The organism is Nocardia camponoti, assembly GCF_014646135.1.
In the GTDB taxonomy this organism is placed as follows: Bacteria; Actinomycetota; Actinomycetes; order Mycobacteriales; family Mycobacteriaceae; genus Nocardia; species Nocardia camponoti.
In genome coordinates, this window is the sequence record NZ_BMMW01000003.1 from 546,638 (window position 1) to 570,018 (window position 23,381).

At 63.9% G+C, this 23,381-nt stretch carries 26 protein-coding genes; 13 read left to right on the top strand and 13 right to left on the bottom strand.

The window, feature by feature from the left end:
- Positions 1-11: 11 nt before the first annotated feature.
- A complete protein-coding gene (locus IEX78_RS17395; protein ID WP_188830029.1) occupies positions 12-200 on the bottom strand; it encodes a ferredoxin in 189 nt (62 codons plus the stop codon).
- A gap of 142 nt (positions 201-342) precedes the next feature.
- Here IEX78_RS17395 and IEX78_RS17400 point away from each other — a divergent pair, with 142 nt between their 5' ends.
- Together IEX78_RS17400 and IEX78_RS17405 are read left to right on the top strand one after the other, a co-directional pair.
- Entirely contained in the window at positions 343-1,530 is a 1,188-nt protein-coding gene (locus IEX78_RS17400) for an acyl-CoA dehydrogenase family protein (RefSeq protein ID WP_188830030.1), read from the top strand.
- A gap of 24 nt (positions 1,531-1,554) precedes the next feature.
- Positions 1,555-2,631: an acyl-CoA dehydrogenase family protein gene (locus IEX78_RS17405; protein ID WP_188830031.1), complete on the top strand. Its 1,077-nt coding sequence runs from the start codon at positions 1,555-1,557 to the stop codon at positions 2,629-2,631.
- Between the two features lie 66 nt (positions 2,632-2,697).
- Here the strand turns inward: IEX78_RS17405 and IEX78_RS17410 are convergent, their stop codons facing one another.
- The 3 genes from IEX78_RS17410 to IEX78_RS17420 are packed head-to-tail and all read right to left on the bottom strand — an operon-like array spanning position 2,698 to position 4,941.
- Complete coding sequence (locus IEX78_RS17410) at positions 2,698-3,069, bottom strand: type II toxin-antitoxin system death-on-curing family toxin (protein ID WP_373291606.1); 372 nt, start codon at positions 3,067-3,069, stop codon at positions 2,698-2,700.
- On the bottom strand, positions 3,066-3,263 hold the full coding sequence (locus tag IEX78_RS17415) for an Arc family DNA-binding protein (protein ID WP_188830032.1): 198 nt from the start codon (positions 3,261-3,263) through the stop codon (positions 3,066-3,068). The genes IEX78_RS17410 and IEX78_RS17415 overlap by 4 nt, the downstream gene beginning before the upstream one ends.
- A 43-nt stretch (positions 3,264-3,306) precedes the next feature.
- On the bottom strand, positions 3,307-4,941 hold the full coding sequence (locus IEX78_RS17420; protein WP_188830033.1) for an acyl-CoA synthetase: 1,635 nt from the start codon (positions 4,939-4,941) through the stop codon (positions 3,307-3,309).
- Between the two features lie 63 nt (positions 4,942-5,004).
- On the opposite strand from IEX78_RS17420, the gene IEX78_RS17425 reads away from it, so the two are divergent.
- Positions 5,005-5,787, top strand: a complete 783-nt coding sequence (locus IEX78_RS17425; RefSeq protein WP_188830034.1) for a crotonase/enoyl-CoA hydratase family protein — start codon at positions 5,005-5,007, stop codon at positions 5,785-5,787.
- Here IEX78_RS17425 and IEX78_RS17430 read toward each other — a convergent pair whose 3' ends face one another.
- Positions 5,788-6,201: a VOC family protein gene (locus IEX78_RS17430; protein WP_188830035.1), complete on the bottom strand. Its 414-nt coding sequence runs from the start codon at positions 6,199-6,201 to the stop codon at positions 5,788-5,790.
- 108 nt (positions 6,202-6,309) lie between these two features.
- Here IEX78_RS17430 and IEX78_RS17435 point away from each other — a divergent pair, with 108 nt between their 5' ends.
- On the top strand, positions 6,310-7,314 hold the full coding sequence (locus tag IEX78_RS17435) for a sigma-70 family RNA polymerase sigma factor (RefSeq protein ID WP_188830036.1): 1,005 nt from the start codon (positions 6,310-6,312) through the stop codon (positions 7,312-7,314).
- On the opposite strand, the gene IEX78_RS17440 is transcribed toward IEX78_RS17435, so the two are convergent.
- Complete coding sequence (locus IEX78_RS17440) at positions 7,303-8,841, bottom strand: acyl-CoA synthetase (protein ID WP_188830037.1); 1,539 nt, start codon at positions 8,839-8,841, stop codon at positions 7,303-7,305. The two genes, IEX78_RS17435 and IEX78_RS17440, sit on opposite strands and share 12 nt — an antisense overlap.
- 21 nt (positions 8,842-8,862) lie before the next feature.
- Positions 8,863-9,894 (bottom strand): LLM class F420-dependent oxidoreductase, encoded by a 1,032-nt coding sequence (locus tag IEX78_RS17445; RefSeq protein ID WP_188830038.1) that lies wholly within the window; start codon positions 9,892-9,894, stop codon positions 8,863-8,865.
- A 62-nt stretch (positions 9,895-9,956) separates the two neighbouring features.
- Between IEX78_RS17445 and IEX78_RS17450 the strand changes: the two genes are divergently transcribed.
- From IEX78_RS17450 to IEX78_RS17480, 7 genes are read left to right on the top strand one after another with little or no spacing between them, the layout of a single operon-like run.
- Positions 9,957-10,934, top strand: a complete 978-nt coding sequence (locus IEX78_RS17450; protein WP_229684063.1) for a Zn-ribbon domain-containing OB-fold protein — start codon at positions 9,957-9,959, stop codon at positions 10,932-10,934.
- A 10-nt stretch (positions 10,935-10,944) separates the two neighbouring features.
- Positions 10,945-11,958: a thiolase family protein gene (locus IEX78_RS17455; RefSeq protein WP_188830039.1), complete on the top strand. Its 1,014-nt coding sequence runs from the start codon at positions 10,945-10,947 to the stop codon at positions 11,956-11,958.
- Positions 11,955-13,121 carry a thiolase family protein gene (locus IEX78_RS17460; protein WP_188830040.1) on the top strand — a complete coding sequence of 389 codons (1,167 nt, stop codon included), beginning with the start codon at positions 11,955-11,957 and terminating at the stop codon, positions 13,119-13,121. The genes IEX78_RS17455 and IEX78_RS17460 overlap by 4 nt, the downstream gene beginning before the upstream one ends.
- Entirely contained in the window at positions 13,121-14,008 is an 888-nt protein-coding gene (locus tag IEX78_RS17465) for a TIGR03619 family F420-dependent LLM class oxidoreductase (RefSeq protein ID WP_188830041.1), read from the top strand. The genes IEX78_RS17460 and IEX78_RS17465 overlap by 1 nt, the downstream gene beginning before the upstream one ends.
- A complete protein-coding gene (locus IEX78_RS17470) occupies positions 14,005-14,412 on the top strand; it encodes a nuclear transport factor 2 family protein (protein WP_188830042.1) in 408 nt (135 codons plus the stop codon). Before IEX78_RS17465 ends, IEX78_RS17470 begins: the two co-directional genes overlap by 4 nt.
- 56 nt (positions 14,413-14,468) lie before the next feature.
- Positions 14,469-14,723, top strand: a complete 255-nt coding sequence (locus IEX78_RS17475; RefSeq protein ID WP_188830043.1) for a type II toxin-antitoxin system Phd/YefM family antitoxin — start codon at positions 14,469-14,471, stop codon at positions 14,721-14,723.
- A complete protein-coding gene (locus IEX78_RS17480) occupies positions 14,716-15,126 on the top strand; it encodes a PIN domain-containing protein (protein ID WP_188830044.1) in 411 nt (136 codons plus the stop codon). Before IEX78_RS17475 ends, IEX78_RS17480 begins: the two co-directional genes overlap by 8 nt.
- Before the next feature lie 57 nt (positions 15,127-15,183).
- On the opposite strand, the gene IEX78_RS17485 is transcribed toward IEX78_RS17480, so the two are convergent.
- Positions 15,184-16,470 (bottom strand): cytochrome P450, encoded by a 1,287-nt coding sequence (locus IEX78_RS17485; RefSeq protein WP_188830045.1) that lies wholly within the window; start codon positions 16,468-16,470, stop codon positions 15,184-15,186.
- 130 nt (positions 16,471-16,600) lie between these two features.
- On the opposite strand from IEX78_RS17485, the gene IEX78_RS17490 reads away from it, so the two are divergent.
- Both IEX78_RS17490 and IEX78_RS17495 read left to right on the top strand, forming a co-directional pair.
- The gene (locus tag IEX78_RS17490) at positions 16,601-17,764 is read left to right on the top strand and encodes a steroid 3-ketoacyl-CoA thiolase (RefSeq protein ID WP_188830046.1); all 1,164 of its coding nucleotides are present in this window, start codon (positions 16,601-16,603) and stop codon (positions 17,762-17,764) included.
- Positions 17,765-18,153: 389 nt separating this feature from the next.
- Positions 18,154-18,570: a helix-turn-helix domain-containing protein gene (locus IEX78_RS17495; protein WP_019044759.1), complete on the top strand. Its 417-nt coding sequence runs from the start codon at positions 18,154-18,156 to the stop codon at positions 18,568-18,570.
- A gap of 107 nt (positions 18,571-18,677) precedes the next feature.
- Here IEX78_RS17495 and IEX78_RS17500 read toward each other — a convergent pair whose 3' ends face one another.
- The 5 genes from IEX78_RS17500 to IEX78_RS17520 form a co-directional block, all read right to left on the bottom strand.
- The gene (locus tag IEX78_RS17500; protein WP_188830047.1) at positions 18,678-19,697 is read right to left on the bottom strand and encodes a hypothetical protein; all 1,020 of its coding nucleotides are present in this window, start codon (positions 19,695-19,697) and stop codon (positions 18,678-18,680) included.
- Positions 19,694-20,209 carry a M78 family metallopeptidase domain-containing protein gene (locus IEX78_RS17505; RefSeq protein WP_188830048.1) on the bottom strand — a complete coding sequence of 172 codons (516 nt, stop codon included), beginning with the start codon at positions 20,207-20,209 and terminating at the stop codon, positions 19,694-19,696. Before IEX78_RS17505 ends, IEX78_RS17500 begins: the two co-directional genes overlap by 4 nt.
- 12 nt (positions 20,210-20,221) lie before the next feature.
- Positions 20,222-21,496 (bottom strand): TrbL/VirB6 family protein, encoded by a 1,275-nt coding sequence (locus IEX78_RS17510; RefSeq protein WP_188830049.1) that lies wholly within the window; start codon positions 21,494-21,496, stop codon positions 20,222-20,224.
- Between the two features lie 168 nt (positions 21,497-21,664).
- Positions 21,665-22,573, bottom strand: coding sequence for an SDR family oxidoreductase (locus IEX78_RS17515; RefSeq protein ID WP_188830050.1), 909 nt, complete (start codon positions 22,571-22,573; stop codon positions 21,665-21,667).
- A gap of 12 nt (positions 22,574-22,585) precedes the next feature.
- Positions 22,586-23,356, bottom strand: a complete 771-nt coding sequence (locus IEX78_RS17520; protein ID WP_373291607.1) for an SDR family oxidoreductase — start codon at positions 23,354-23,356, stop codon at positions 22,586-22,588.
- Positions 23,357-23,381 lie beyond the last annotated feature (25 nt).

Sequence of the window (23,381 nt, forward strand, 5' to 3'; positions counted from 1 at the left end):
GCAAGGGGCAATTACGCGAGTCGCAGCGCGGCCTTCGGGCATTGGGCGACCGCCTCTTCCGCATCAGGCACACGGTCGGCGTCAACCTCGGCAACGGTGACCGTAAGTTGGTCGTTGTCGTCGAGTTCGAACATGTCAGGGGCTATTCCGACGCACACGCCGTTGGCTTCGCATCGGTCGAAATCCACGATGATCTTCATGGGTGTTTCCTTTCTCGCGCTGGCGCGAAGCGTAACCCGCGCCGGTTGGTCGGCGAGGGGTATTGCCCGGCAATACTGAAACATGTTTCAGTTGATATGCAATGATCGGATCGTCCGTTGACGTCAACACCAAGGTGGGCCCATGCGCGTCGCGTATACGCCGCAACAGGAACAATTGCGCGCTGAGCTGCGCGAGTACTTCGCCGGTTTGATCACTCCCGAACGCCGCGCCGCACTGCGCTCGCAGACCGGGGAATACGGATCGGGCGACGTGTACCGCGAGGTCGTGCGCGAAATGGGGCGCGACGGCTGGCTCACGCTGAGCTGGCCGAAGGAATACGGCGGCCAAAACCGGTCGACGATGGACCAGCTGATCTTCACCGACGAAGCGGCGATCGCCGGCGCTCCGGTGCCGTTCTTGACCATCAACTCCGTCGCGCCGACCATCATGCACTACGGCACCGACGAGCAGAAGAACTTCTTCCTGCCGCGCATCGCCGCAGGTGAACTGCACTTTTCGATCGGCTATTCCGAGCCAAGCGCGGGCACTGACCTCGCGTCGCTGCGCACTTCCGCGGTCCGCGACGGCGACGAGTACGTGATCAATGGGCAGAAGATGTGGACGAGTTTGATCGCCTACGCTGACTACCTGTGGCTCGCGGTGCGCACCGATCCGACCGCGCGCAAGCACAAGGGCATCAGCATGCTGATCGTGCCGACGACGGCCGAAGGGTTTTCCTGGACGCCCGTGCACACGATGGCCGGCCCGGACACCAGCGCCACTTATTACCAGGACGTGCGCGTTCCGGTTTCGTCGTTGGTCGGGCCGGAGAACGGCGGCTGGTCGCTGATCACCAACCAGCTCAACCACGAGCGGGTCGCACTCACGTCGGCCGGACCGCTCGGGGTTGCCGTCGACCAGACCGTCGCGTGGGCACGCGAGACTGACGCGCCCGAAGGTGGTCGCATGATCGACCAGGAGTGGGTGCGCCTGAATCTCGCGCGCGTTCACGCCAAGGTCGAGTACTTGAAGCTGCTGAACTGGGAGATCGCGAGCAGCGCCGACGCCGGCGCCGCGCCGCGCCCGTGGGACGCGTCGACGTGCAAGGTGTACGGCACCGAACTGGCGACCGAGGCGTACCGGTTGCTGATGGAAGTGCTTGGGCCCGTTGCGTATTTGCGTCAGGACTCCCCCGGTGCCGCGCTACTCGGCCGCCTCGAACGCATGCACCGCGCCGCCCTGATCCTCACCTTCGGTGGCGGCACGAACGAGGTCCAGCGCGACATCATCGCGATGACCGCGTTGCGTCAGCCCGCCGCCGCCCGCTAGCTTCACGAAAGTCTGGATTTCACAATGGATTTCACTCCTACCGAAGCGCAGTCCGATCTCGCCCAGTTGGTCGGTGAGGTATGCGCGAAGCTGGTGACCGCCGATCGGTTGCGCGAGTTGGATCGCGATGGGCGCTTCGATGATCAGCTTTGGAAGGCGCTGGCCGAGACCGGCGTCCTCGCTGCCGCGTTGCCGGAGTCGTTGAGCGGCAATGGCTTTGGCGTGCTTGAGCAGGCCGCGATCTTGCGTGAGCTTGGTCGGGTCGTCGCCGCGGTTCCCTACCTGTGGTCGTCGGTGCTTGGCGCTGGGGCGCTCGCCGAGTTCGGGACCGCCGAGCAGCGCGAGCTTGCCGAGCAGGCCGGGACTGGCGATGCGATCGTGACGGTCGCGTTGGCGCCTGAGCAGGAAGTGATCGCGGTCGCTGATTGCGACGGCGGTTGGGCGATCACGGGTCGGACCAACTCCGTTCCATATCTGGACCGCGCGGCGCGAGTTCTGGTGGTAGCCAAGACTTCTGATGGGCCGCGTGTTTTCGTTGTCGACCCAAGTGTTGAGTCGGTGCGCAGCGAGGCGCAGCAGGTTGTCGACTTCACGCCCGAGTTCTTAGTCGACTTCGACGCGACCCCGGCGCAACTGCTTGGCGACGCGTCCGATGCGGTGGCGAGTTGGTTGGCCGAGCGCGCATGGTTGGGCTTGGCCGCAACCCAGCTGGGCGTTTTGGAGCGCGCGATGGACCTGACGGCCGAGCACACCCGCACCCGCGAACAGTTCGGCAAGGCAATCGGCGCGTTCCAGAGCGTGGCCCAGCGCCTTTCGGACGCCTACATCGACGTCCAGGGCTTGCGCCTAGCGGTAACCCAGGCGGCATGGCGTTTGTCAGAGGGCTTACCGGCAACCGAGTCGGTGCACATCGCGAAGTTTTGGGCGGCCGAGGCAGGCCACCGAGTGGCCCACACCGCGATCCACCTGCACGGTGGAATCGGCATCGACCGAGACCACATCGCCCACAACTACTTCACGGCGGCGAAACACCACGAGTTCGCTTTGGGCGGGGCGACCTGCCACCTGCTGGCCCTTGGCGCGGAATTGGCGAAGGACTAACCCGACTTGAGCGGGCGGCGGCGGACCCGACACCGCCGCCACCCGTTCATTCCGTCCAAACAGTCTCTACCGTGCAAAGAAGGGCAGTTCCTTAGCGATAGTGGGAACGTCGAGGTTGCCCTGGCACACGTCGAGCACGAACCGCTCAGCGCGGTCGACGTCGAACTCCGCGTCGAGTGGCGCACCGTTCAGGTGGAGAAAAGTCCACGTCGCGAACCATGCGATCCGCTTGTTGCCGTCAACGAGACCGTGATTGCGCGCGAGCGACTCCATCAATGCTGCGGCCTTTTGCCAGATGTCTGGGTATGCGTCTTGGCCAAAGACGCTCGACTGAGGGCGAGCGACGGCCGAATCCAGCAACCCGTAATCCCGCACATCGGGTGTACCAAGCCGCTCGGCCAGGCGTAGTAATTCGGGCAGCGTGAGGTAATAGATCACGCAAGCCGCCGGTTCAGCTCAGCACTGACCCGCAATACGTGATCGGCTGCCTCATTGAACAGACGTGAACGTTCATTGATCGCCGACACAACCGCATCATGGGCGAACTGCTGCATGCTGCGACCTTCAGCCTCGGCGCGTTGGCGCAGAGCATCGAGTTCTTCCTCGGTGAAGCGAACATTGAGACCAGCCATGTACGCCATGGTACCGCGCGGTACCATGGCGTACCAGCTCTTTTTAAGAGCCTGCCTCCGCATGCTCATCCGCAGGCCGCGACGCCGCCTGCTCCTGCGCCCACCGGTAATCCGGCTTCCCTGCCGGCGACCGCTTGATCTCGTCGACGAACCACAGGCTGCGTGGCTGCTTGTACGAAGCGATCTCCTGCGACAGAACAGGTTTCAGGTCTGCCAGCGTCGGGCGAATCCCATCGCGACACTGCACAACCGCGCACACCCGTTGGCCCCAACGCGCGTCCTCAACGCCAACTACCAACGCGTCGAACACATCTGGGTGCGCCTTCAACGCACCCTCGACCTCTTCGGGGAAGATCTTTTCCCCACCGCTGTTGATGCTGACCGAACCGCGGCCGAGCATCGTGACCGTGCCGTCTTCCTCAACGCGTGCGAAGTCGCCGGGGATCGCGTAGCGAATTCCGTTGTACTCCTTGAACGTCGCGGCCGACTTTGCCTCGTCCTTGTAGTACCCGAGCGGGATGTGACCGCTGCGGGCAAGTACGCCGATCACGCCCGAACCCGGCTCGACGGGGTTGCCTGACTCATCGAGCACCTGAGTGGCCGCGTCGATCTTCACGCGGGGACCACCCGTGTGCGTTGCGCCCTTGGCGACCAGCGACAACCCGCCGAAGCCGGTCTCCGACGAACCGATCGAATCCGAAATCATCCGGTTCGGCAGCAGGTCGAGGAACTTGTCCTTCAACGGCGGCGAGAACAACGCCGCGCTGCTCGCAAGCACGTACAGCGACGAAAGATCGTATGGCTCGCCAGTTTCCGGGTTGCCCTGTTCAAGCGCGTCAAGCATTGGCTGGGCCATCGCGTCGCCGGTGATGAAGATCAGGTTGATCTTGTGCTTATCGACCGCCTGCCACACCGCGTGCCCGCTGAACTCGGGGATCATCACGGCCTTGCCGCCGCCAAACAGGCTGTGGAACGTTGCCCACTGCGACCCACCGTGGATCATCGGCGGAATCGGGAACCGCACCATCGCCGGGTTGGCCGCGCCAAGCTTGGCCAGCTCCCACTCGTCCTTCACGTATTCGCCGGTCACGAAGTTGATGCCCGCGCCGAGCACGCGCCACACGTCCTCATGCCGCCACATCACGCCCTTCGGCAACCCGGTGGTTCCGCCGGTGTAGAGCATGTAGATGTCGTCGGGTGACCGCTCGCCGAAGTCGCGCTCACCTGACGAATCGGCAAGCGCCGCTTCGTATTCGACCGCGTCGGACTCAACGGAAGTTCCGTCCTCGATCACCACGACGGTCTTGAGTCCGGGCACCTTCGGCAGCACCGCCGCGACCTTGTCGCTGTAGCGCCGCTCATGCAGCAACGCGACCATGTCCGAGTTCTCGAAGATGTGCAGTAACTCGTTCTCGACGTAGCGGTAATTCACGTTGATCATCACCGCGCGCGCTTTGAAGATCGCGACCATCGCCTCAACGGCTTCGACGGTGTTGCGCGAGTAGATGCCCACTTTGTCGCCGGGCTTGACGCCCTGTTCTTGCAGGTAGTGGGCCAGCTTGTTGGCCCGCTCCTCCAGTTGCGCGTAGGTCGATTCACGATGCTCGCCCACCAGCACGATCCGGTCCGGCATGAGATCGACGGCGTGTTCGACGAGATCCGCTATGTTGTAGCTCACAGTGACAAAAATAGAACGTGTTACTGTTTCTGACAAGACTCAACCTTCTCAGGAGATTCCCCAATGGCACATGCGCTGGTCGAGAAACGCGACCATATCCTCATCGTCACCCTCAATCGGCCAGAAGCGCGTAATGCGTTGTCGGGCGAGATGATGGCGATCATGCGTGACGCGTGGGACCAGGTCGACAGCGACGACGACATCCGCGTCGCGATCCTCACCGGCGCTGGCGGCTCGTTCTGCGCGGGTGCCGACCTCAAGGCGATGACCAGCCAGCACCCCGGTGACTCGTTCAAGGGTGGCGGTTGGGACCTGTCGCGCATCGACGCGCTGCTCAAGGGCCGCAGGCTCACCAAACCGCTGATCGCGGCGGTCGAGGGCCCGGCCATCGCGGGCGGCACCGAAATCCTGCAAGCAACCGACATTCGCGTCGCGGGCGAAAGCGCGAAATTCGGTGTGTCCGAACCACGTTGGGGCCTGTTCCCACTCGGCGGCTCCGCGGTGCGGCTCCCGCGCCAGATCCCCGCGACCGTCGCCGCCGACCTCCTGCTCACCGGCCGCCACATCCGCGCCGACGAGGCGCTGCGCATCGGCCTGATCGGTCACGTCGTCCCCGACGGAACCGCCTTTGACAAGGCAATCGAACTGGCCGAACAGATCGCCGCGAACGGCCCACTTGCCGTGCAGGCGATCCTAAAAACCATCCGCGACACCGAGGGCTTGCACGAGAACGACGCGTTCAAGATTGACGCCGAAATCGGTGCCGCGGTCTTCAAGTCGGCTGACGCGAAAGAGGGCCCAAAGGCCTTCGCCGAAAAGCGCAAGCCGACTTTCACCGGCAAATAATTAGTTGGGCAGCTTCATGTAGAACGGCTCCCACTGGTTGCCGTCGGGGTCGAGGAAGGTGCGCCCGTGCATGCCAACCTCGGCCTCCTGCTCACGCTTCTCAACGTTCACTTCCTCGGTCGCACCTGCGGCGATGGCCGCTTCGGTGAGCGTGTCAACCTCTTCCGGTGACGACAGTGAAAGCGCGTAAGCGGCCGCCGTCGTCGCGCGAGTATCGGCGATCGGGCGCTGGGTGAAGGTCGCGAAGAACGGCTTGGTGAGCAGCATCAGGCAGATGTTGTCGTCGACGACGATGCAGGCCGCGTTCTCGTCGGTGAACTGTTCGTTCACCTTCCACCCGAGCGCCTCGTAGAAGCCCTTGGAAACGTTCAGGTCGGCGACGGGGAAGTTGATGAAGATCATCTTGGAGCTCATGGTTTTTCCTCTCGGTTAGCGGTCTTATTTGGGTAGACGGACCGGGCCGCGAGAATTCATCGCCGCGAGTCTAGAAACCTGTCAGACCCCTGTGGCATCGTGGCGAATATGAGCAATGCCGTGCCCGCAAAGCCTGGCCCATCGCCCGAGGTTCTCGCCGAATTCGAGACCCACCGGCGCGAATTATGCGCGTATGCCTACCGCATGCTTGGTTCCTCGTTCGAGGCCGAAGACGCGGTACAGGAAACGTTCACGCGGGCGTGGCGTTCCTACGATTCGTTCGAGGGTCGCGCGAGTCTGCGTTCATGGCTCTACAAGATCGCCACGAATATCTGCCTCGACATGCTCGACCGGCCGCAGTCACGCGCACGGCCGATGGACCTCAACGGGCCCGGTCGCGCGGATTCGCCGCTGCCGCCTCCCCAGCCTGATTACGTGTGGATCGAGCCCATTCCGAACGCGCTCGCGTTTGGTGCCGATCCGGCCGAGCACGCGTCAACTAAAGACACGTTGCGGCTGGCGTTCGTAGCCGCGTGTCAGCATTTGCCTGCCACCCAGCGCGCCATTTTGATCATGCGCGAAGTGCTGCGGTTCTCGGCTACCGAAACGGCCGAGGCGCTCACGATGTCGCCAGCGTCGGTCAATAGCGCGTTGCAGCGTGCGCGCGCCACGATGTCGAAAGTCACGCCAGAAGTGGCCGACAGTTTCGATGAAGCCGACGAAGCTCAGCGCAAACTCGTCGACGATTTCGTGACGGCCTTCGAGGCATACGACATGAACGCGCTCACCGCGTTGCTGAAAGCCGATGTGGCACTGTCGATGCCGCCGTTCGAGCTGTGGATTTCGGGCCCCGAAAACGTTGCCGCGTTCATGCTCGGCACGGGCAGCGCATGCCGCGATTCGCGCCTGGTCCCGCTCGCTGGCGCCAACGGCGCGCCCGCATTCGGGCACTACAAGCCAAGCGAAGAACCGGGCGTGTGGGTGCCGTGGTCGATCACGATCTTGGAATTGGACGGGCCAACGATCGCTGGCCTCAACTTCTTCCTCGACACCGACAAGCTTTTCCCGCTGTTCGGCCTCCCGCCTACCTGGACCGAGGGATCATCCAACTAGCTTGCGCTTAAACAACTTTCCGTTCGGGTCGCGCGGCAGTTCGGTGCGGAATTCGATCGTGCGGGGCAGCTTGTACTTCGCCAGTTGCTCGGCGGCGAAGTCGGTGAGGGCGGCGGCGAGTTCGTCGTCGCCCGCGATGCCGTCGACCGGCTGGACGAATGCTTTGACCTGCTGACCCCAGTCGGGATCGGGCACGCCGAGCACCGCGACGTCGGCCACCAAATCGTGGCTCATCAAAACACCTTCGATTTCGGCAGGGTAGATGTTCACGCCACCGGACAGAATCAGATCCGAGCGGCGGTCGCAGAGGAACAGGTAGCCGTCTTCGTCGAGGTAACCGATGTCGCCAACGGTGAACAGTTCGCCGTGCCGCGCCTCGGCCGTCTTCTCTTCTGCCTTGTGATATTCGAAGCTCGACGCGCCCATCTTCAGATAGACGAGCCCTTCCTTTCCCGCAGACAGCTCCGAACCATCTTCCGGGTCAAGCACTTTCACGATCGACCACGGCCACGCCTTGCCAACCGACCCCGGCTTCGCAAGCCATTCGGTGCCGTTGATCGTCGTGCCGCCACCCTCGGTCGCCGCGTAATACTCGGTGACGACGGGCCCCCACCATTCGAGCATCCGCCGCTTGGTTTGCGCGGGACACGGTGCGGCGCCATGCACCATTGATCGCAGCGACGAAACGTCGTACCGCGCGCGCACGTCGTCAGGCAGGGCGAGCAGGCGATGGAATTGCGTTGGGACCATGTGCGAATGTGTCACGCGATGCTTCTCGATCAGCGCCAGCATCTCCTCGGCATCCCACCGGTCCATCAGAACAAGCTTGTGCCCCAACTGAATTGAGATGGAAGCGAAGTTGAGCACAGCCGTGTGATAGAGCGGCGACCCGCAAATGTGTACGTGATCGTCGTAAGGATCGAGCTCGAACAGCTTGAAGAACGCGACGTTCGGCGCGGGAACGGTGTCGGGATCTGCCCCGGTCAGCGGGCGGCGCACGCCCTTCGGGCGGCCTGTCGTGCCGGAGGTGTAGAGCATTGGCGCGCCGACGGAACGCTGTTCTGGACGGCCGGTATCGGCGGCGCCGAGCCATGAAATGGGCCGGAAGCCGGGGATCGTGCCCGCAGCGAAGCGGGCATCTTGCGGCAGTTCGGCCAGGTCAGCGGCTTCTGCCGCCACGTCAGCGAAGCGGTCGCTCGCCAAAAACGCCGACGCCTCACTGTCTTGCAGGATGTAGGCGATCTCGGGCGCGGTGAGGTGCCAATTCACCGCGACGATGTAGAGCCCGGCCTGGTAGGCGGCGAAGTACGCGGCCATCGCCTCGACACCGTTGTGCAGCATGCTCACCACCACGTCGCCGGAACGCAATCCGATCCCGCGTAGTCCGTTCGCGTAGCGATTGGCGAGCGTCGCCAATTCTCGATACGTGATTTCGGTGCCATTCGGGTCGATAATCGCGATTTTTCCCGGGTCGGCCGCCGCGATATTCCACAGGCCGAGTACTTCTGCTGTCCGCTCGCTGCTCACCTCTCGAATTTAGAACGTGTTCTACCGTTCGACAAGGGGTGCTATCCGACGAAGTTGGTCGACATCGGAAACCGAGATCAGCATCATCGTCACGCCGGCGTCCTCCCATTCACGCAAACGCTTACGGACATGGGCCTCGTCGCCGAAGATCGCGGTGTCGGTGATGAGCTCGTCAGGAACGACCGCGGCCGCTTCGGCTTTGCGGCCCGCCTGGAACAGGCGACTGATCTCGTCAACCTCAGCGCCGTAACCCATTCGGCGGTAGACCTGCGCGTGAAAGTTCAGTTCCGGCGCACCCATTCCGCCGATGTAGAGCGCGCTTATCCAGCGCATTCGCTCGATTTCGGCAGCGGGATTGTCGGTAATCACGACCTGGGCGCTGGCGGCGATTTCAAACGTCTCGCGGGTGCGTCGTGCTGTTGGCCGGGCGAAACCCTCGTCCAACCAGGCGTTATAGGTGTCGGCGAGACGGGGCGCGTAGTAAATCGCGAGCCAACCGTCAGCGATTTCAGCCGTCTGCGCGACATTGCGCGGGCCTTCTGCGCCGAGCCAAATCGGCAGGTCAGCGCGCAGGGGATGCACAATCGACTTGAGTGGTTTACCGAGCCCGGATTCGCTCACATAGGGCAGCGGGTAGTGCGGGCCTTCGTTGGTGACCGGCGCTTCGCGGGCGAGCACTTTTCGCACGATATCGACGTATTCGCGCGTGCGTTTAAGTGGTTGCGCGAATGGCTGGCCGTACCACCCTTCGACGACCTGCGGGCCCGAAACTCCAAGGCCAAGAATCGCTCTGCCGCCGCTGAGGTGGTCGAGGGTGAGCGCGGCCATCGCGGCGGCGGTTGGCGTGCGGGCCGACAACTGCGCGACCGAGGTGCCCAATCGCACGCGCTCGGTCCGCGAGCCCCACCACGCGAGCGGCGTGAACGCGTCCGAGCCCCATGATTCAGCGGCGAACACCGCGTCGAAGCCGACCTCTTCGGCGACGGTGAGCAGTTCGCCGACGTTGACGGGCGGCTGCGCGCCCCAGTATCCGAGTTGCAGTCCGAATTTCATCTGAGAGCCTTCGTTCCGGCGAATCCTTGCGAGCAGAATAAGAACCTGTTCTACTCGATATCGTGCCCCAGGGAAATACAACGGTCGACGTTTTGAGCGCACCACTTCGCGTGCGTTTTGACTACACGAGATCCGTCGGCAAGATCATCGGCGCTTTTTTGACCGGACTACGCGAAGGTCGCGTGCTCGGGGTGCGAGGGAGCGACGGTCGCGTGCTCGTGCCAGCCCAAGAGTACGACCCGGTGACGTGCGCGCCGCTGAGCGAGCTGGTCGAAGTTGGCTCGTCGGGCGTGGTGCGGTCGTGGACGTGGGTCGCCGATCCGAAACCCGAGCACCCGCTTGACCGGCCGTTCGCGTGGGCACTGGTCGAGTTGGACGGGGCGGATACCGCACTGTTGCACGCGGTTGACGTCGCGAGCCCGGCCGAGATCAGCAGCGGGCTGCGCGTGCGAATTCGCTGGGTGGAGAACCGAACTGGCAGCATTCGCGACATCGCGTGCTTTGAACCAGCGGACACCGCGCGGGTTCAGAACGCAAGCGCAACAACGACTTTCGCAGACCCAGTCAAGATGCTCACCACCCCGGTAGACCTCGCGTACGAACACACCGCGTCCCCCCAAGAAAGCGTCTACCTGCGCGGCCTCGCCGAAGGCAAGCTCATCGGCGGGCGCTCCCGTCCCGGCGACCGCGTCTACTTCCCCCCGCGCGGCGCGAACCCCACCGACGGCACCCCAACCGACGACCTCGTCGAACTTCCAGACAACGGCACCGTCACCACCTTCTGCATCGTCAACGTGCCGTTCCTCGGTCAGCGCATCAAGCCGCCTTACGTCGCGGCATATGTGCTGCTAGACGGTGCCGACATCCCGTTCCTGCACCTGATTCTCGGGTGCGACGCGAGCGAGGTGCGCATGGGCATGCGGGTGCGCGCGGTGTGGAAACCACGCGACGAATGGGGCCACACGCTCGCCAATATCGACCATTTCACTCCCACCGGCGAGCCCGACGCCGACTACGACTCCTACCGCAACCACCTCTAGAGAGGCGACGTTGACCAACGAGATCGCGGTGGTGGGCTTCGCTCACGCACCCCACGTGCCACAGACGCACGGCACGACGAACGGCGTCGAAATGCTGGTGCCGTGTTTTCAATCCATCTACGACCAACTTGGCATCACCAAGTCCGACATCGACTTCTGGTGCAGCGGGTCGTCCGATTACCTTGCTGGACGGGCCTTTTCGTTCATCTCGGCTATCGACGCGATCGGAGCTGTTCCCCCGATCAACGAGTCGCACGTCGAAATGGACGCCGCGTGGGCACTGTATGAGGCTTGGGTGAAACTGCGCTCGGGCCAGGCCGAAACCGCGCTCGTCTACGGCTTTGGCAAGTCGAGCGCGGGTGAGCTCAACAAGATCATGACGATGCAGCTCGACCCGTACTTGGTCGCGCCACTGTGGCCGGACGCACTTGCTGTCGCGGGACTCCAAGCCCGCGCGGGACTCGACTCGGGTCGGTGGACCGAGCAGCAGATGGCCGAAGTCGTTGGCGACGAATCTTTGCTCGCCGCGCCGTATGTCGCCGATCCGCTGCGCGCGCACGACATCGCGCCCATCACCGACGGTGCCGCCGCGATCGTCCTCGCCGTCGGCGACCGAGCACGCGAACTGTGCGAACGCCCAGCGTGGATCACCGGCATCGCCCATCGCATCGACGCCCAAGGGCTCGGCGCACGCGACCTCACCCGCGCGCCATCGGCGACAACCGCGGCACAGGAAGCGACAAAAGGCGACCTGAGCGGCTTCGACCTGGCCGAACTCCACGCGCCGTTCACCCACCAACAGCTCATCCTCACCGAGGCGATCGGGCTCCCCGCCGACGTTCCGGTCAACCCATCCGGCGGCGCGCTCGCGGCCAATCCCATGTTCGCGGCTGGCCTCGAACGGATCGGTCACGCGGCGACCGCCATCATCTCCGGCACCGCGAACAAGACTCTCGCCCACGCGACAAGCGGTCCCGCGCTGCAACAAAACCTCGTCGCCGTCATGGAAGGCAGCCCCCAGTGAGCCAGTCAGCTGCCGTGCTCGGCACCGGCCAAACCCATCACGTGACTAAACGCGACGACGTTTCGATGGCGGGCATGTGCCGCGAAGCCATCGACCGTGCGCTCGACGACGCTGGCCTGACGATCGCCGATATCGACGCGGTCGTCGTCGGCAAAGCGCCCGACCTGTTCGAGGGCGTCATGATGCCGGAGCTGTACTTGGCCGAGGCGTTGGGCGCGGCGGGCAAACCGCTGATGCGCGTGCATACCGCGGGCTCGGTCGGCGGCTCGACCGGCATCGTCGCGACGAACCTCGTCCAGGCTGGCGTGCACAAGCGAGTGCTCGCGATCGCGTGGGAGAAGCAGTCCGAGTCAAATGCCATGTGGGCGTTATCAATTCCCGTTCCGTTCACGATGCCGGTTGGCGCGGGAGCTGGCGGCTACTTCGCGCCGCACGTGCGGTCCTACATCCGGCGGTCGAACGCGCCGATGCACATTGGCGCGATGGTCGCGGTGAAAGATCGACGGAACGGGGCCCGCAACCCTCTCGCGCACCTGCATCAGCCCGACATCACCCTGGATTCGGTGCTCGCGTCGCAGATGTTGTGGGACCCCATCCGCTTCGACGAGACGTGTCCGTCGTCGGATGGCGCGTGCGCGGTGGTGATCGGCGACGAGGACTCCGCGGCCGAAGTCGAGGCGCGTGGCAACCGGGTGGCGTGGGTGCACGCGACCGCGATGCGCACCGAACCAACCACGTTTTCGGGTCGTGACCAGGTAAATCCGCAGGCTGGCCAGGATGCGGCGGCCGCGCTGTGGCGCGCTGCCGGCATCACCGATCCGCTCGAAGAAATCGACGTCGCCGAGATTTACGTGCCGTTCTCCTGGTTTGAGCCAATGTGGCTAGAGAACTTGGGTTTTGCCGCCCAGGGCGACGGCTGGAAACTCACCGACAAGGGCGAGACCGAGATCGGTGGGCGCATTCCGGTGAACCCGTCTGGTGGCGTGTTGTCGTCGAATCCCATTGGTGCGTCCGGGCTTATCCGCTTCGCTGAAGCGGCGAAGCAGGTGATGGGTCGCGCTGGGGATTACCAAGTCGAAGGTGCGCGCAAGGCACTCGGCCACGCCTACGGCGGCGGTTCACAATATTTCGCGATGTGGGTAGTGGGAAGCGAGCGACGTTAATGCAGTTCACGCTAGGAATCGCGCTGAGTCCGCTTGAGCAACTCACCGAATTGGCGAAGGCCGCCGAAGAATGTGGCTTTACTTCCATCGGGTTGCCGGACTCGCTTTTCTACATGAAGTCCCAGGCTGCGGACTATCCGTATACGCCCGACGGCAGTCGCTTTTGGGGACCGGAAACGCCGTGGGTTGATCCACTGATCGGCGCGGCTTCGATGGCGGCCGTGACAACCACTCTGCGGTTTTACACAAACGTCCTCAAGCTGGGATCGCGTAATCCGCTGCTACTCGCTCGCCAGGTCGGCTCGATCGCGAATATGTCGGGCAATCGTTTCGGCTTTGGCATCGGAATTGGCTGGGCGCCTGAGGAATTCGAATGGTGTGGCGTTCCGTACGCGAAACGCGGCGCGCGTGTTGACGAGATGATCGACATCATTCGTCGGGTGCTCGACGGCGGAATGGTCGAGCACCACGGGGAATTCTTCGACTTTGACGAGCTTCAGATCAGCCCGGCGCCGAGCCAGCGTGTCCCGTTCTACATCGGTGGTCACACCGAGCCCGCGTTGCGGCGCGCGGCTCGCATCGGCGACGGGTGGACCTCGGCGATGATGAAGTTCGACCAGCTTGAGGCCACTATCGCTCGCCTGCGCGAGCTGCGCGCGGAGTACGGTCGCGAAACCGAGCCGTTTGAAATTCAAGCCGTCTGCATCGACCGATTCGGCCGCGACGGCTACCAAGACCTCGCCAACGCGGGCGTCACCGACACGATCGTCGTCCCCTGGCTTGCCGATGGCATCGGCTTCGACGGGCCACTCGACGCGAAAGTCGAATCGCTACACCGATTCGCCGAGCGCTACATCGCCAACCCCATTGTCGCGGAGGATTCATGACTCATCCCGCCCACGCCGCAGGCCTCGCATCGCAGGCTGCTGTTCGCGCGAAAGACAAGGCGGCCTGGGTCGCCCTTTTCGCCGAAGACGGAATAGTCGAAGACCCGGTCGGCCCTTCGGGTTTCGACCCGGAGGGCGTCGGCCACCGAGGTCACGAGGCGATCGGCGCGTTTTGGGATAAGGCGATCGCACTGACCGATTCGATCGAATTCCGGTTCACGGATTCGTTTGCGTGCGGCAACGAAATCGCCTTCACCGGCCTGATCCGCACCACCCTGGCGGGCTATGTAGTCGACGCGGAAGGTGTCTTCACATACAAGGTCGACGAAGACGGCAAAATCGCCGCTCTACGCGCCTTTTGGGAGGTAGACCGAGCAATGGCAACCACCCACCCCGCCCCCTAACCTGCCGTCGCCAGCGGGTCATAGCATCGAATAGCATCACTTGCTATCATGGTGCCATGACTCGATCGATTACCCAGGCAGAGCTGCGCAACGGCAGCGCTGGAGTGATGGACGCCCTTGAGGCGGGCGAGGATTTCATCATCACCCGAAACGGGCGCCCGGTCGGCGAATTACGCCCGGTGTCCGCCCGGCGAGATATTCCAACAGCGGAACTCAAACAGCGATTCGCTCGGTTGAGCTCGACCGGTACTGTGGCCCAAAGACAGGCTGAGATTGATGCTGCGTTCGGGGAGGATCGGCTCGATGACTGAGCCGTTTCGTCACCCCGTCGGCCTGCTCGACACCTGCGTGTTGATCGATCTCAATGCCATCCCAGAAGATGCGCTGCCGCTGCAATCCCGGATTAGCACAGTGACGGTAGCCGAACTCGGTATCGGAGTCGCGCTAGCCCGCGACCCGCAGGTCCTCGCAGCACGAACCGAGGAGTTACTCGAAGTCGAGTCAGCTTTTGACGCGCTTCCGTTCACTCCGGCCGCTGCGCGCAGGTTCACCTCGATGGCCAAATTGGTCGTCGCAGCTGGCCGCGACCCTAAACCGCGCAAGCTGGACCTCATGATCGCGGCAGTTGCCTCGACAGCGGACCTCCCGCTCTATACGAGCAACGCGCAGGATTTCGTCGGGCTTGAGTCGGTCCTCACGGTCGTGAAGGTTTAGCTCACAAGTAAATGGTCCCGCACCTGACCAGAAGTGCGGGACCATCTACATGCGTGCCTAGTGCTTAACCGGGCAGCCACCTGCGGTCTTGTAATCCACCGGCAGTTCCTTGATGCCGTTGAGCCAACCCGAGCGCAAGCGCTTCGGGTCGCCGAGGCTCGTGATGTCGGGGAGGTGGTCGGCGATGGCGTTGAAGATCAGGTCGACCTCCAAGCGGGCCAGGTTCGCGCCTACACAGAAATGCGCGCCGGTGCCGCCAAAGGCCAAGTGCTGATTGTCTTTTCGGGTGATGTCGAAAACTTCTGGGTTCTCGAAGACGTCTTCGTCGAAGTTCGCCGACCGGTACAGCATCACCAAACGCTGGCCCTTCGCGATCTTGACGCCGTTGAGTTCGGTGTCTTCAAGAGCCGTGCGCTGGAACGACGTGACCGGGGTTGCCCAGCGGATGATCTCGTCAACCGCCGTCGCGGGCCGTTCCTTCTTGAACAACTCCCACTGCTCGGGGTGCTCCATGAACGCGATCATGCCGTGGCTGATGGCATTTCGCGTGGTCTCATTGCCCGCGACGGCGAGCAGAATCACGAAGAAACCGAATTCCTCAGCCGTGAGACCCTCGCCGTCGACGTCGGCTTCGATAAGGGTCGTGACCAGGTCATCCGCCGGACACGCCTTGCGCGCTTCGGCCATTTGATACGAGTAGCCAAGCAGTTCCATCGACGCGGCAACCGGGTCGATATCAGCGTTGTCGGGGTCGTCGTAGCCGGTCATATTGTTCGACCATTCGAAGACCTTCATGCGATCTTCCTGCGGCACGCCAATCAATTCCGCGATCGCCTGCAACGGCAATTCGCAGGCGACCTGGGTGACAAAATCGCCGGTGCCCGACTCGGCAGCGCGACGCACAATCTGCTCGGCGCGCGCGGAAAGCTCCGCGCGCAAACCATTCACCGCGCGCGGGGTAAACCCCTTGCTGATGAGTTTGCGCAACTTGGTGTGCTCGGGTGCGTCCTTGTTCAGCAACACGAAGCGCTGCAATTCGATTTGCTCGCGCTGAATATCGTCGTTGAAGCGCGGAATGGCGGTGTTTTCGAAGGTCGAAAACACGTCGCTGCGTCGCGAAACTTCTTTCACGTCAGCATGTTTGCTGACTACCCAAAACCCGTCGTCGGCAAAGCCGCCAACGTTCGTCGGCTGCGGATTCCACCAGATCGGCGCACTTCGACGCAGCTCGGCGAACTCTTCGACAGGGACGCGCGTCGCGTAGATGTCGGGGTCGGTCACATCGAACCCGTCCGGCAAGTTCGGCCGGGTACCGCTGCTGGCTTCGTTGCTCGGATCTACCACCAGATGTCTCCTTCGACAAACTGAAACACGTTCTACAATCATTCAAGCACAGGCCACAGACTGACGGAAGAACCTCACGGTTTTCCCTGATGACATGAACGGAACCTGTTTCAGTTAGAGGGAGAGATACATGGGCAACCCGGTGATCGTCGAAGCTGTTCGCACGCCGATTGGCAAACGGCGAGGCCAACTTTCGGGCCTGCATGCCACCGAACTGCTCGGCGCCGCGCAGCGCGGACTGCTCGATCGGGCGGGCATCGACCCTCTGCTTGTCGAGCAAGTGATCGGCGGTTGCGTGAGCCAAGTTGGCGAGCAGGGCAACAACGTCACCCGCACCGCGTGGCTGCACGCTGGCCTGCCATGGCAGACCGGCGCGACCACCATCGACGCGCAATGCGGTTCGGCGCAGCAGGCCAACCACCTCATCGCCGGACTGATCGCGACTGGCGCGATCGAGATCGGCATGGCTTGCGGTGTCGAAGCGATGAGCCGAGTTCCGTTGGGCGCCAACGTTCCTGCCGAGGCAGGCCCGCGTCGTCCGGCGAGCTGGTCGATCGACATGCCCGATCAGTTCGGTGCCGCCGAGCGCATCGCGCGCAGGCGCGGCATCACGCGCGACGACGTCGACGCGTTCGGCCTTCGCTCCCAGCAGCTCGCCGCCCAGGCGTGGGCCGAAGGTCGATTCGACCGCGAAGTGATTCCGGTTTCCGCGCCCGTCCTCGACCGCGACGGTGTGCCGACCGGCGAAAAGGCCGAAGTCACGCGCGATCAGGGCTTGCGCGCGACCACGCTGGAAGGTCTCGCCGCGCTAAAACCCGTGGTCGCCGATGGCATCCATACCGCAGGCACCTCGTCGCAAATTTCCGATGGTGCCGCAGGCGTGCTGCTGATGGAAGAGAAAGCGGCAGCTCGAGCGGGTTTGCGCCCGCGCGCACGAATCCACACCCAGGTTCTCGTTGGCGCTGAGCCAGAGTTCCACCTCGACGGTCCGGTGCAAGCGTGCAATCGACTTCTTGAACGATCCGGAATGAAAATTTCGGATATTGATCTTTTCGAGATCAACGAAGCGTTCGCTTCAGTGGCACTTTCTTGGGCTTCTGTACACCAGCCTGACATGTCGCGGGTAAATGTAAACGGGGGCGCGATCGCAATCGGCCATCCGGTTGGATCGACCGGATCACGGCTAATCACAACCGCATTACATGAGCTCGAACGAACGGGCGGCGGAGTCGCGATGATCCTCATGTGCGCAGGTGGAGCCCTCGCGACGGGCACGATCATCGAGCGCATGTAGACTGGTCGACGCGGAAACTGGCGTCGAAAACAGGCCTGCTGGATGAAGTTTCAGCTTGAAGCTTCATCTTCAGCGGCCAAAAACGTGTCGTACGCCACACTACAAGGGGGTAGGGGGAAGGTTGAACCATCAGCTAACTTGTGGCTACCCGTAGCACAAGATCGAAGAATCCCAGGACGGGCACGAACTCGGCACCCCATCGGGTTCCGAACAGTCCTTGGGGTGGCCCGCAAACGCGGCATCGGGGGTACTGGAACACCAGGCCACGTCAGAATCCGTTGAGAAATACGGAATCAGGCGTAGGTTTTCAGTTACTCAGCCGCTAATATCAATGATACGTATCCGAGATAACGACTGTTAGTACAGTGAAGGGAATTGGGCGGCTCACAATGGCTGATTTCGCGGCGCGGCTGAACAAGCTGTTCGAAACCGTGCATCCCCCGGGGCGCAAGCCGCACACCAACGCAGAGGTTGCGGCTGCACTTACTGCCTCCGGGCATCCGATATCCAAGCCGTATCTCTCGCAGCTGCGGTCGGGACAACGCACCAACCCGTCCGACGAGACGGTGGCCGCCCTGGCCAAGTTCTTCAAGGTCAAGCCTGACTACTTCTTCAACGACATCTACGCGGCCAAGATCGACCACGACTTGGAACTTCTCGCGCAGTTGCAGGGCTACGGCCTTCGTCGCTTGTCGAGCCGGGCCTTCGACCTTTCCGAAGAATCTCAGAACCTGCTCACCTCTATGGCGGAGAAGTTGCGGGCCAGCGAAGGCTTGCCCGAAATTCCCCCGGATGGCACCGAATAGGACCTCGCGGTCCTGCACGACGGATACGGGCTCCACAGATCGAGTAGCCAAACGCTTCGGGCTCGAAGCGATGGGAACCTTCCCATCGTTTCGAGCCCGAAGCGTTTCTAGTATGCGGGGGCTTTCTCTTCCGTTGCCACCACCACGTCGTACTCGGCGGCCAGCGCGAGCGCCCAACCGCGCGGGCTCACCCCGGGCGGCGGCGCGATCCAGCGAGCGTCAACGAACAAGTCGCCCAACGGGTTTCGCGCCCACTCGGCGACAACGGCGGCGCGCTCAGCCACGTCAGCTGGCGGTTCGCCCGCTGCCGGGATCACGATGCCGCTGCCCGCGAGCAGGTACAGCGCGTCCATCACCTGGGCAACCTGGTCTGATGCTTTGAGCTGCGTCGACGTCGCATTCTGTTCCGGCGCGATCACTTCGGGGAAGCGCCCGACCATGAGTCGGTGCAGCGGCTTGATCCGGCGAAGCAAAACCTTTGCCCGCCACCACAATTCGATGACGATCGACACCGCGCCGAGCGCGATCAGCAGGCTCGCGATTTCCCAAGCGGGCCAACCCCATAGCGGCTCGCCCGGCGGCGTCGCTTCAGCGTTAGTGACCCCGCGCGCGGCGTTGACCACCGCGAATACGGCGACGACGGTGGTGCCAGTCGTGTAAATCGCGATGCCGCGGCCGAGCGTTGTCCAGTCGAGGTTGCGCAGGCCGGTGATCACGATGAACACCGCGCCCGCCGCGACAACAAACCAGCCGAAGGTGAACGACCACGCAAGCGTGACGGCAATCGCAAGCGCGCCAATCGCGTAAATTCCCAACGCGATTTGCCGCAAGTTCTGTCGCGAGACCACCGGCCACGCCGCCGACGCGACCACCGAAGTTGCTGTCACGAACAAAATCCACGCCGAAGCGACAAGGCCCGTTGACAGCCAACCGCTGTTCACGCCGCCGGGAAGGAGGTTGTCGACCGCGACGGCGATGTCGGGAATCGCGACCGTCGACGCGAACGCGACCGCAGCAACCGCGATCACGATCGCCACGCGCGCGGTGGTTGCGGGCTTAACCAGCACGCGACCAACGCGCGCACCCGCGGCAACCCAGACGAGCAGAGCCGTCAGCCAGAGCGTCATCCCAGCGCCTCATCGAATCGAAGGACCGAGACGCCTGCGCCTCGGTTGTTGAAAACGCGAAGTCGGGTCATCAACATCGCCGCGAAGGTTTCGGCTTCCCATTCAGCGAGGTCGTCGGAACCGTCTTCGACGATCTGAGCGTGCGCGCGCTGGCTGAGCATGTACGCGATGAGGTCGTCGCTCACCTCAAGGGTGGTTTCGACGGCAGGCGCGCCCTCGTGGTCGAAGACGATGTGGCCGAGCTCGTGCGCGAGGGTGTGGTCGCGACTTGGCAGCGCGTCGGCGAGCACGATGATGTCGCGCTCGGGGTAAAACCGGCGCTGGCCGCATACGCCAGGGCCCAAATGCGCACTGGTGATTTCGATTTCGCGATCGCGCTCGCGGGAGATGGCGTCGACCACTTCGTCGAGGGTGGTCGCGTCGGAGTCGGCGGCCACCGCGCACACCGCGTCAACGGCGGCGGCAACGCGACGATAGGACTTCGACGTTGAGCGAGTTGTGCTTTTACTCATGACAGTTCCGCCTTACGACCGTGGTCCGAAGAACTCGGCACGCGCCGCGTTCACGCGCGCCTGGGCGGCGGCGGCACCTTGGAAACTGACTGCGCCAGAACCGGTTCCGGCCAGCGTGAGCGCGATCAGGCCGCCGATGACAGAGAGCAGTTTCGGTTCGGGGAGGCCGCTGTTGTCGCTTGTTGGTTTGAACGCGTGGTTCGGAGCCGCCTCAGCGGGCGCGGCTGGTGCGGCTGCCGGGGCGGCCGGAGGCGCTGTCGGCGCGGGTGGCTCCGGTGCTGCGGGCACGTCGGGTGCCGCGACCAGCACGTTTGGCGCTGCCGGGGCGGCGGGCGCGGACGGGATCGCGATCGACGGCAGTGCGGGAGCTGCCGGGGGCGACGGGATCGGGATCAGCAGTAGGAGCAGCGGTGCTGCGGAACCCGCTGCTGCCGAACCGGTGAGTGCCGAGCCGGTGAGGGCGGAGCCGGTGAGGGCCGAACCGGTGAGGGCCGAGCCGGTGAGGGCCGAGCCGGTGAGGGCCGAACCGGTGCCGAGACCGGCCGAACCGAGCGCCGCCGAGCCAGCGCCGAGTGCCGAACCGGTGCCCAATGCTGCCGAACCGACTGCGGCTGAACCTGTGCCGAGGACTGCGGAACCTACGCCGAGTGCGGCCGAGCCAGTCGCACCGAGTGCCGCTGAGCCGGTTGCGCCGAGGGCGGCAACGCCTGCTGAGCCGGTGCCGAGGATGGCGGTGAGGCCAGCTGAGCCGGTTGCGAGGGTGAGGCCAAGGCCTGCTGAACCGGACCCGAGCAGAATGCCGAGGCCAGCCGAGCCCGAGCCGAGGACGATGCCCGCGGCAGCGGAGCCCGCTGCTGAACCTGCGGCCGAGCCGGTTGCCGCCGAGCCCGAAAGGGGGCCTGCCACTTCCTTTTTCGGGACGTCGTGGTGAGACTGGCCCGGGATGCCGAGGGGAACCCACCCGCCATCTTCGGAGATGGGGTCGCCTACTGGGCCGTGGGAGTTGCCGCCATTGCCGTTGCCCTGACCTTGGCCCTGGTTGCCTTCGCCGCTGCGGCCGTTGTTGCCGCCGCTGCTGCCAGTTCCGTTGCCGCCGTTGACGTTTCCGTTGCCACCGCGGTCGTCGTGGATCTGGACGGAGTTCTGCCCATCGCTACTACCGCTGGGCAGCGGAACGACGGGCGTCGGCGTGGGTTCGGCGAGCGCGATGGCGGCCGGACCAAGTAGCGCGGATCCGGCCAACACACTCGCGGCGGCAAGTACGCGCAAGATGCGACCTATGGCCATGCGCTTGTCATCCCCTCATTAGCTCAGCGCGGCATTAACCCGGTCGCGGAGCTCTCCGGGATCGACGAACAGGTGCCAATAGTAAACGCACGCCGTCGACCTCGCATAATGAGTGCAAGAGTCGTTCAGCCCCCTTTACGCGTGGCGGTCGTCACGTTTATCGCCCGGTCATGCGCCGTAAACCGGCTCCGGCACCTGCCCTTTCTCAAGCAGTTCGGCGACAACGGGGCCCAGGTCAGCGGGGTTCCAGCGGGCACCGCGGTCGACCGGAATGCCGTGCCGCCAGCCCTCGGCAAGCGCGACCTTTCCGCCTTCGACCTCAAACATTCGGCCAGTCACATTGCCGGATTCCGCACTCCCAAGCCACACGACGAGCGGCGAAATGTTCTCCGGCGCCATCGCGTCGAAGCCCGCGTCGGGGGCGGCCATTGTTTCGGCGAAGACGGTTTCGGTCATCCGGGTGCGGGCAGCGGGCGCGATGGCGTTCACGGTCACGCCGTATCGGCCGAATTCCGCCGCCGCGGTGAGCGTGAGTCCGGCGATCGCCGCTTTCGCCGCCCCGTAGTTGCCCTGGCCGACGCTGCCTTGCAGGCCAGCGCCGGAGCTGGTGTTGATTACGCGCGCTTGGGGCGTCCTGCCCGCCTTCGCCTCGGCACGCCAGTACTGGGCGGCATGGCGCATCGTCGCGAAATGGCCTTTGAGATGCACGCGAACGACGGCATCCCATTCGTCTTCGCTGAGGTTGACCAGCATGCGGTCGCGGACGAAGCCCGCGTTGTTGACGAGCACGTCGAGGCCGCCGAAGGCGACAATCGCCTGGTCAACGAGGTTGCGTGCGCCTTGCCAGTCGGCGACGTCATCGTAATTGGCAACGGCGACACCACCATTCGCGACGATCTCGTCGACGACCTGCTGCGCGGGGGTTTCGGTCGTCGCCGCCCCGTCGAGCGCGGTGCCGACATCGTTGACGACGACCCGCGCGCCAGCGGCGGCGAAGGCGAGCGCGTGTGCGCGGCCGATTCCCCGGCCCGCGCCGGTCACGATCACCGTGCGGTCTTGGCAGAGTTTGTCTTGCATGTCTTTCCTTCGTTAGTGATTAGTTGTGGCGGCGTCAAGGAAGGCGGGTCGCTCGCCGCCCCCGTTGACCAATAGCGCTGCTCCACTGATGTATTCGGCCATCTCAGACGCGAGGAAGAGCGCGGCATTGCCCACGTCGGCGGGTGCGGCGAGGCGGCCAAGCGGCACCGTCTTCGCCACTGCCGCGACGCCCGCTTCGTCGCCGTAATGCAGGTGGCTTTGCTCGGTTTCGACCGGCCCGACGACGACGGAATTCACCCGGATCGGTGCCCACTCGACCGCGAGCGAGCCGACAAGGCTGTCGATGCCCGCCTTGGCAGCGCCGTAAGCGGCGGTGCCGGGCGACGGTCGGTGGCCGCTCACGCTGGAGATCATGGTGATCGAGCCGTGGTTCTGCTTTTGCATCACCGCGTGCGCCTGTTGCGAAACAAGCAGTGGGGCAAGGAGATTCAGCTCGACGATCTTCGAGTGAAACCTTGGGCTAGCCGCGTCCGCGAGTGCGAACGGCGCACCGCCCGCGTTATTGACCACGTGGTCGACGCGGCCGTGCACCCCGACGATGTCGGCGAACATCGCCGCCACTGAGTCGGGATCGCGCACGTCGCATGTCCGGTGCTCAATTTCGTTGTCACCAAACCGGATTCGTTCCTCAAGCGGCCGTCTCGCACACGTGAGCACCGTCGCGCCCGCAGCCAGAAACGCGCGGCTGATACCAGCGCCGACCCCGCGTACGCCGCCGGTCACCAGCACGATCTGGCCGGAAAGGTCGATTTCTATCGCCATCGTGTTAACCTACCAAGCAATTGCT

Bases quoted from the DNA above. Each gene is read 5' to 3' on its own strand.
- IEX78_RS17395 (WP_188830029.1), bottom strand. From the start codon at position 200: ATGAAGATCATCGTGGATTTCGACCGATGCGAAGCCAACGGCGTGTGC.
- IEX78_RS17405 (WP_188830031.1), top strand. From the start codon at position 1,555: ATGGATTTCACTCCTACCGAAGCGCAGTCCGATCTCGCCCAGTTGGTC.
- IEX78_RS17435 (WP_188830036.1), top strand. From the start codon at position 6,310: ATGAGCAATGCCGTGCCCGCAAAGCCTGGCCCATCGCCCGAGGTTCTC.
- IEX78_RS17510 (WP_188830049.1), bottom strand. From the start codon at position 21,496: ATGGCCATAGGTCGCATCTTGCGCGTACTTGCCGCCGCGAGTGTGTTG.
- IEX78_RS17430 (WP_188830035.1), bottom strand. From the start codon at position 6,201: ATGAGCTCCAAGATGATCTTCATCAACTTCCCCGTCGCCGACCTGAAC.
- IEX78_RS17505 (WP_188830048.1), bottom strand. From the start codon at position 20,209: ATGAGTAAAAGCACAACTCGCTCAACGTCGAAGTCCTATCGTCGCGTT.
- IEX78_RS17520 (WP_373291607.1), bottom strand. From the start codon at position 23,356: ATGGCGATAGAAATCGACCTTTCCGGCCAGATCGTGCTGGTGACCGGC.
- IEX78_RS17425 (WP_188830034.1), top strand. From the start codon at position 5,005: ATGGCACATGCGCTGGTCGAGAAACGCGACCATATCCTCATCGTCACC.
- IEX78_RS17490 (WP_188830046.1), top strand. From the start codon at position 16,601: ATGGGCAACCCGGTGATCGTCGAAGCTGTTCGCACGCCGATTGGCAAA.
- IEX78_RS17445 (WP_188830038.1), bottom strand. From the start codon at position 9,894: ATGAAATTCGGACTGCAACTCGGATACTGGGGCGCGCAGCCGCCCGTC.
- IEX78_RS17475 (WP_188830043.1), top strand. From the start codon at position 14,469: ATGACTCGATCGATTACCCAGGCAGAGCTGCGCAACGGCAGCGCTGGA.
- IEX78_RS17465 (WP_188830041.1), top strand. From the start codon at position 13,121: ATGCAGTTCACGCTAGGAATCGCGCTGAGTCCGCTTGAGCAACTCACC.
- IEX78_RS17470 (WP_188830042.1), top strand. From the start codon at position 14,005: ATGACTCATCCCGCCCACGCCGCAGGCCTCGCATCGCAGGCTGCTGTT.
- IEX78_RS17500 (WP_188830047.1), bottom strand. From the start codon at position 19,697: ATGACGCTCTGGCTGACGGCTCTGCTCGTCTGGGTTGCCGCGGGTGCG.
- IEX78_RS17495 (WP_019044759.1), top strand. From the start codon at position 18,154: ATGGCTGATTTCGCGGCGCGGCTGAACAAGCTGTTCGAAACCGTGCAT.
- IEX78_RS17515 (WP_188830050.1), bottom strand. From the start codon at position 22,573: ATGCAAGACAAACTCTGCCAAGACCGCACGGTGATCGTGACCGGCGCG.
- IEX78_RS17415 (WP_188830032.1), bottom strand. From the start codon at position 3,263: ATGGCTGGTCTCAATGTTCGCTTCACCGAGGAAGAACTCGATGCTCTG.
- IEX78_RS17480 (WP_188830044.1), top strand. From the start codon at position 14,716: ATGACTGAGCCGTTTCGTCACCCCGTCGGCCTGCTCGACACCTGCGTG.
- IEX78_RS17400 (WP_188830030.1), top strand. From the start codon at position 343: ATGCGCGTCGCGTATACGCCGCAACAGGAACAATTGCGCGCTGAGCTG.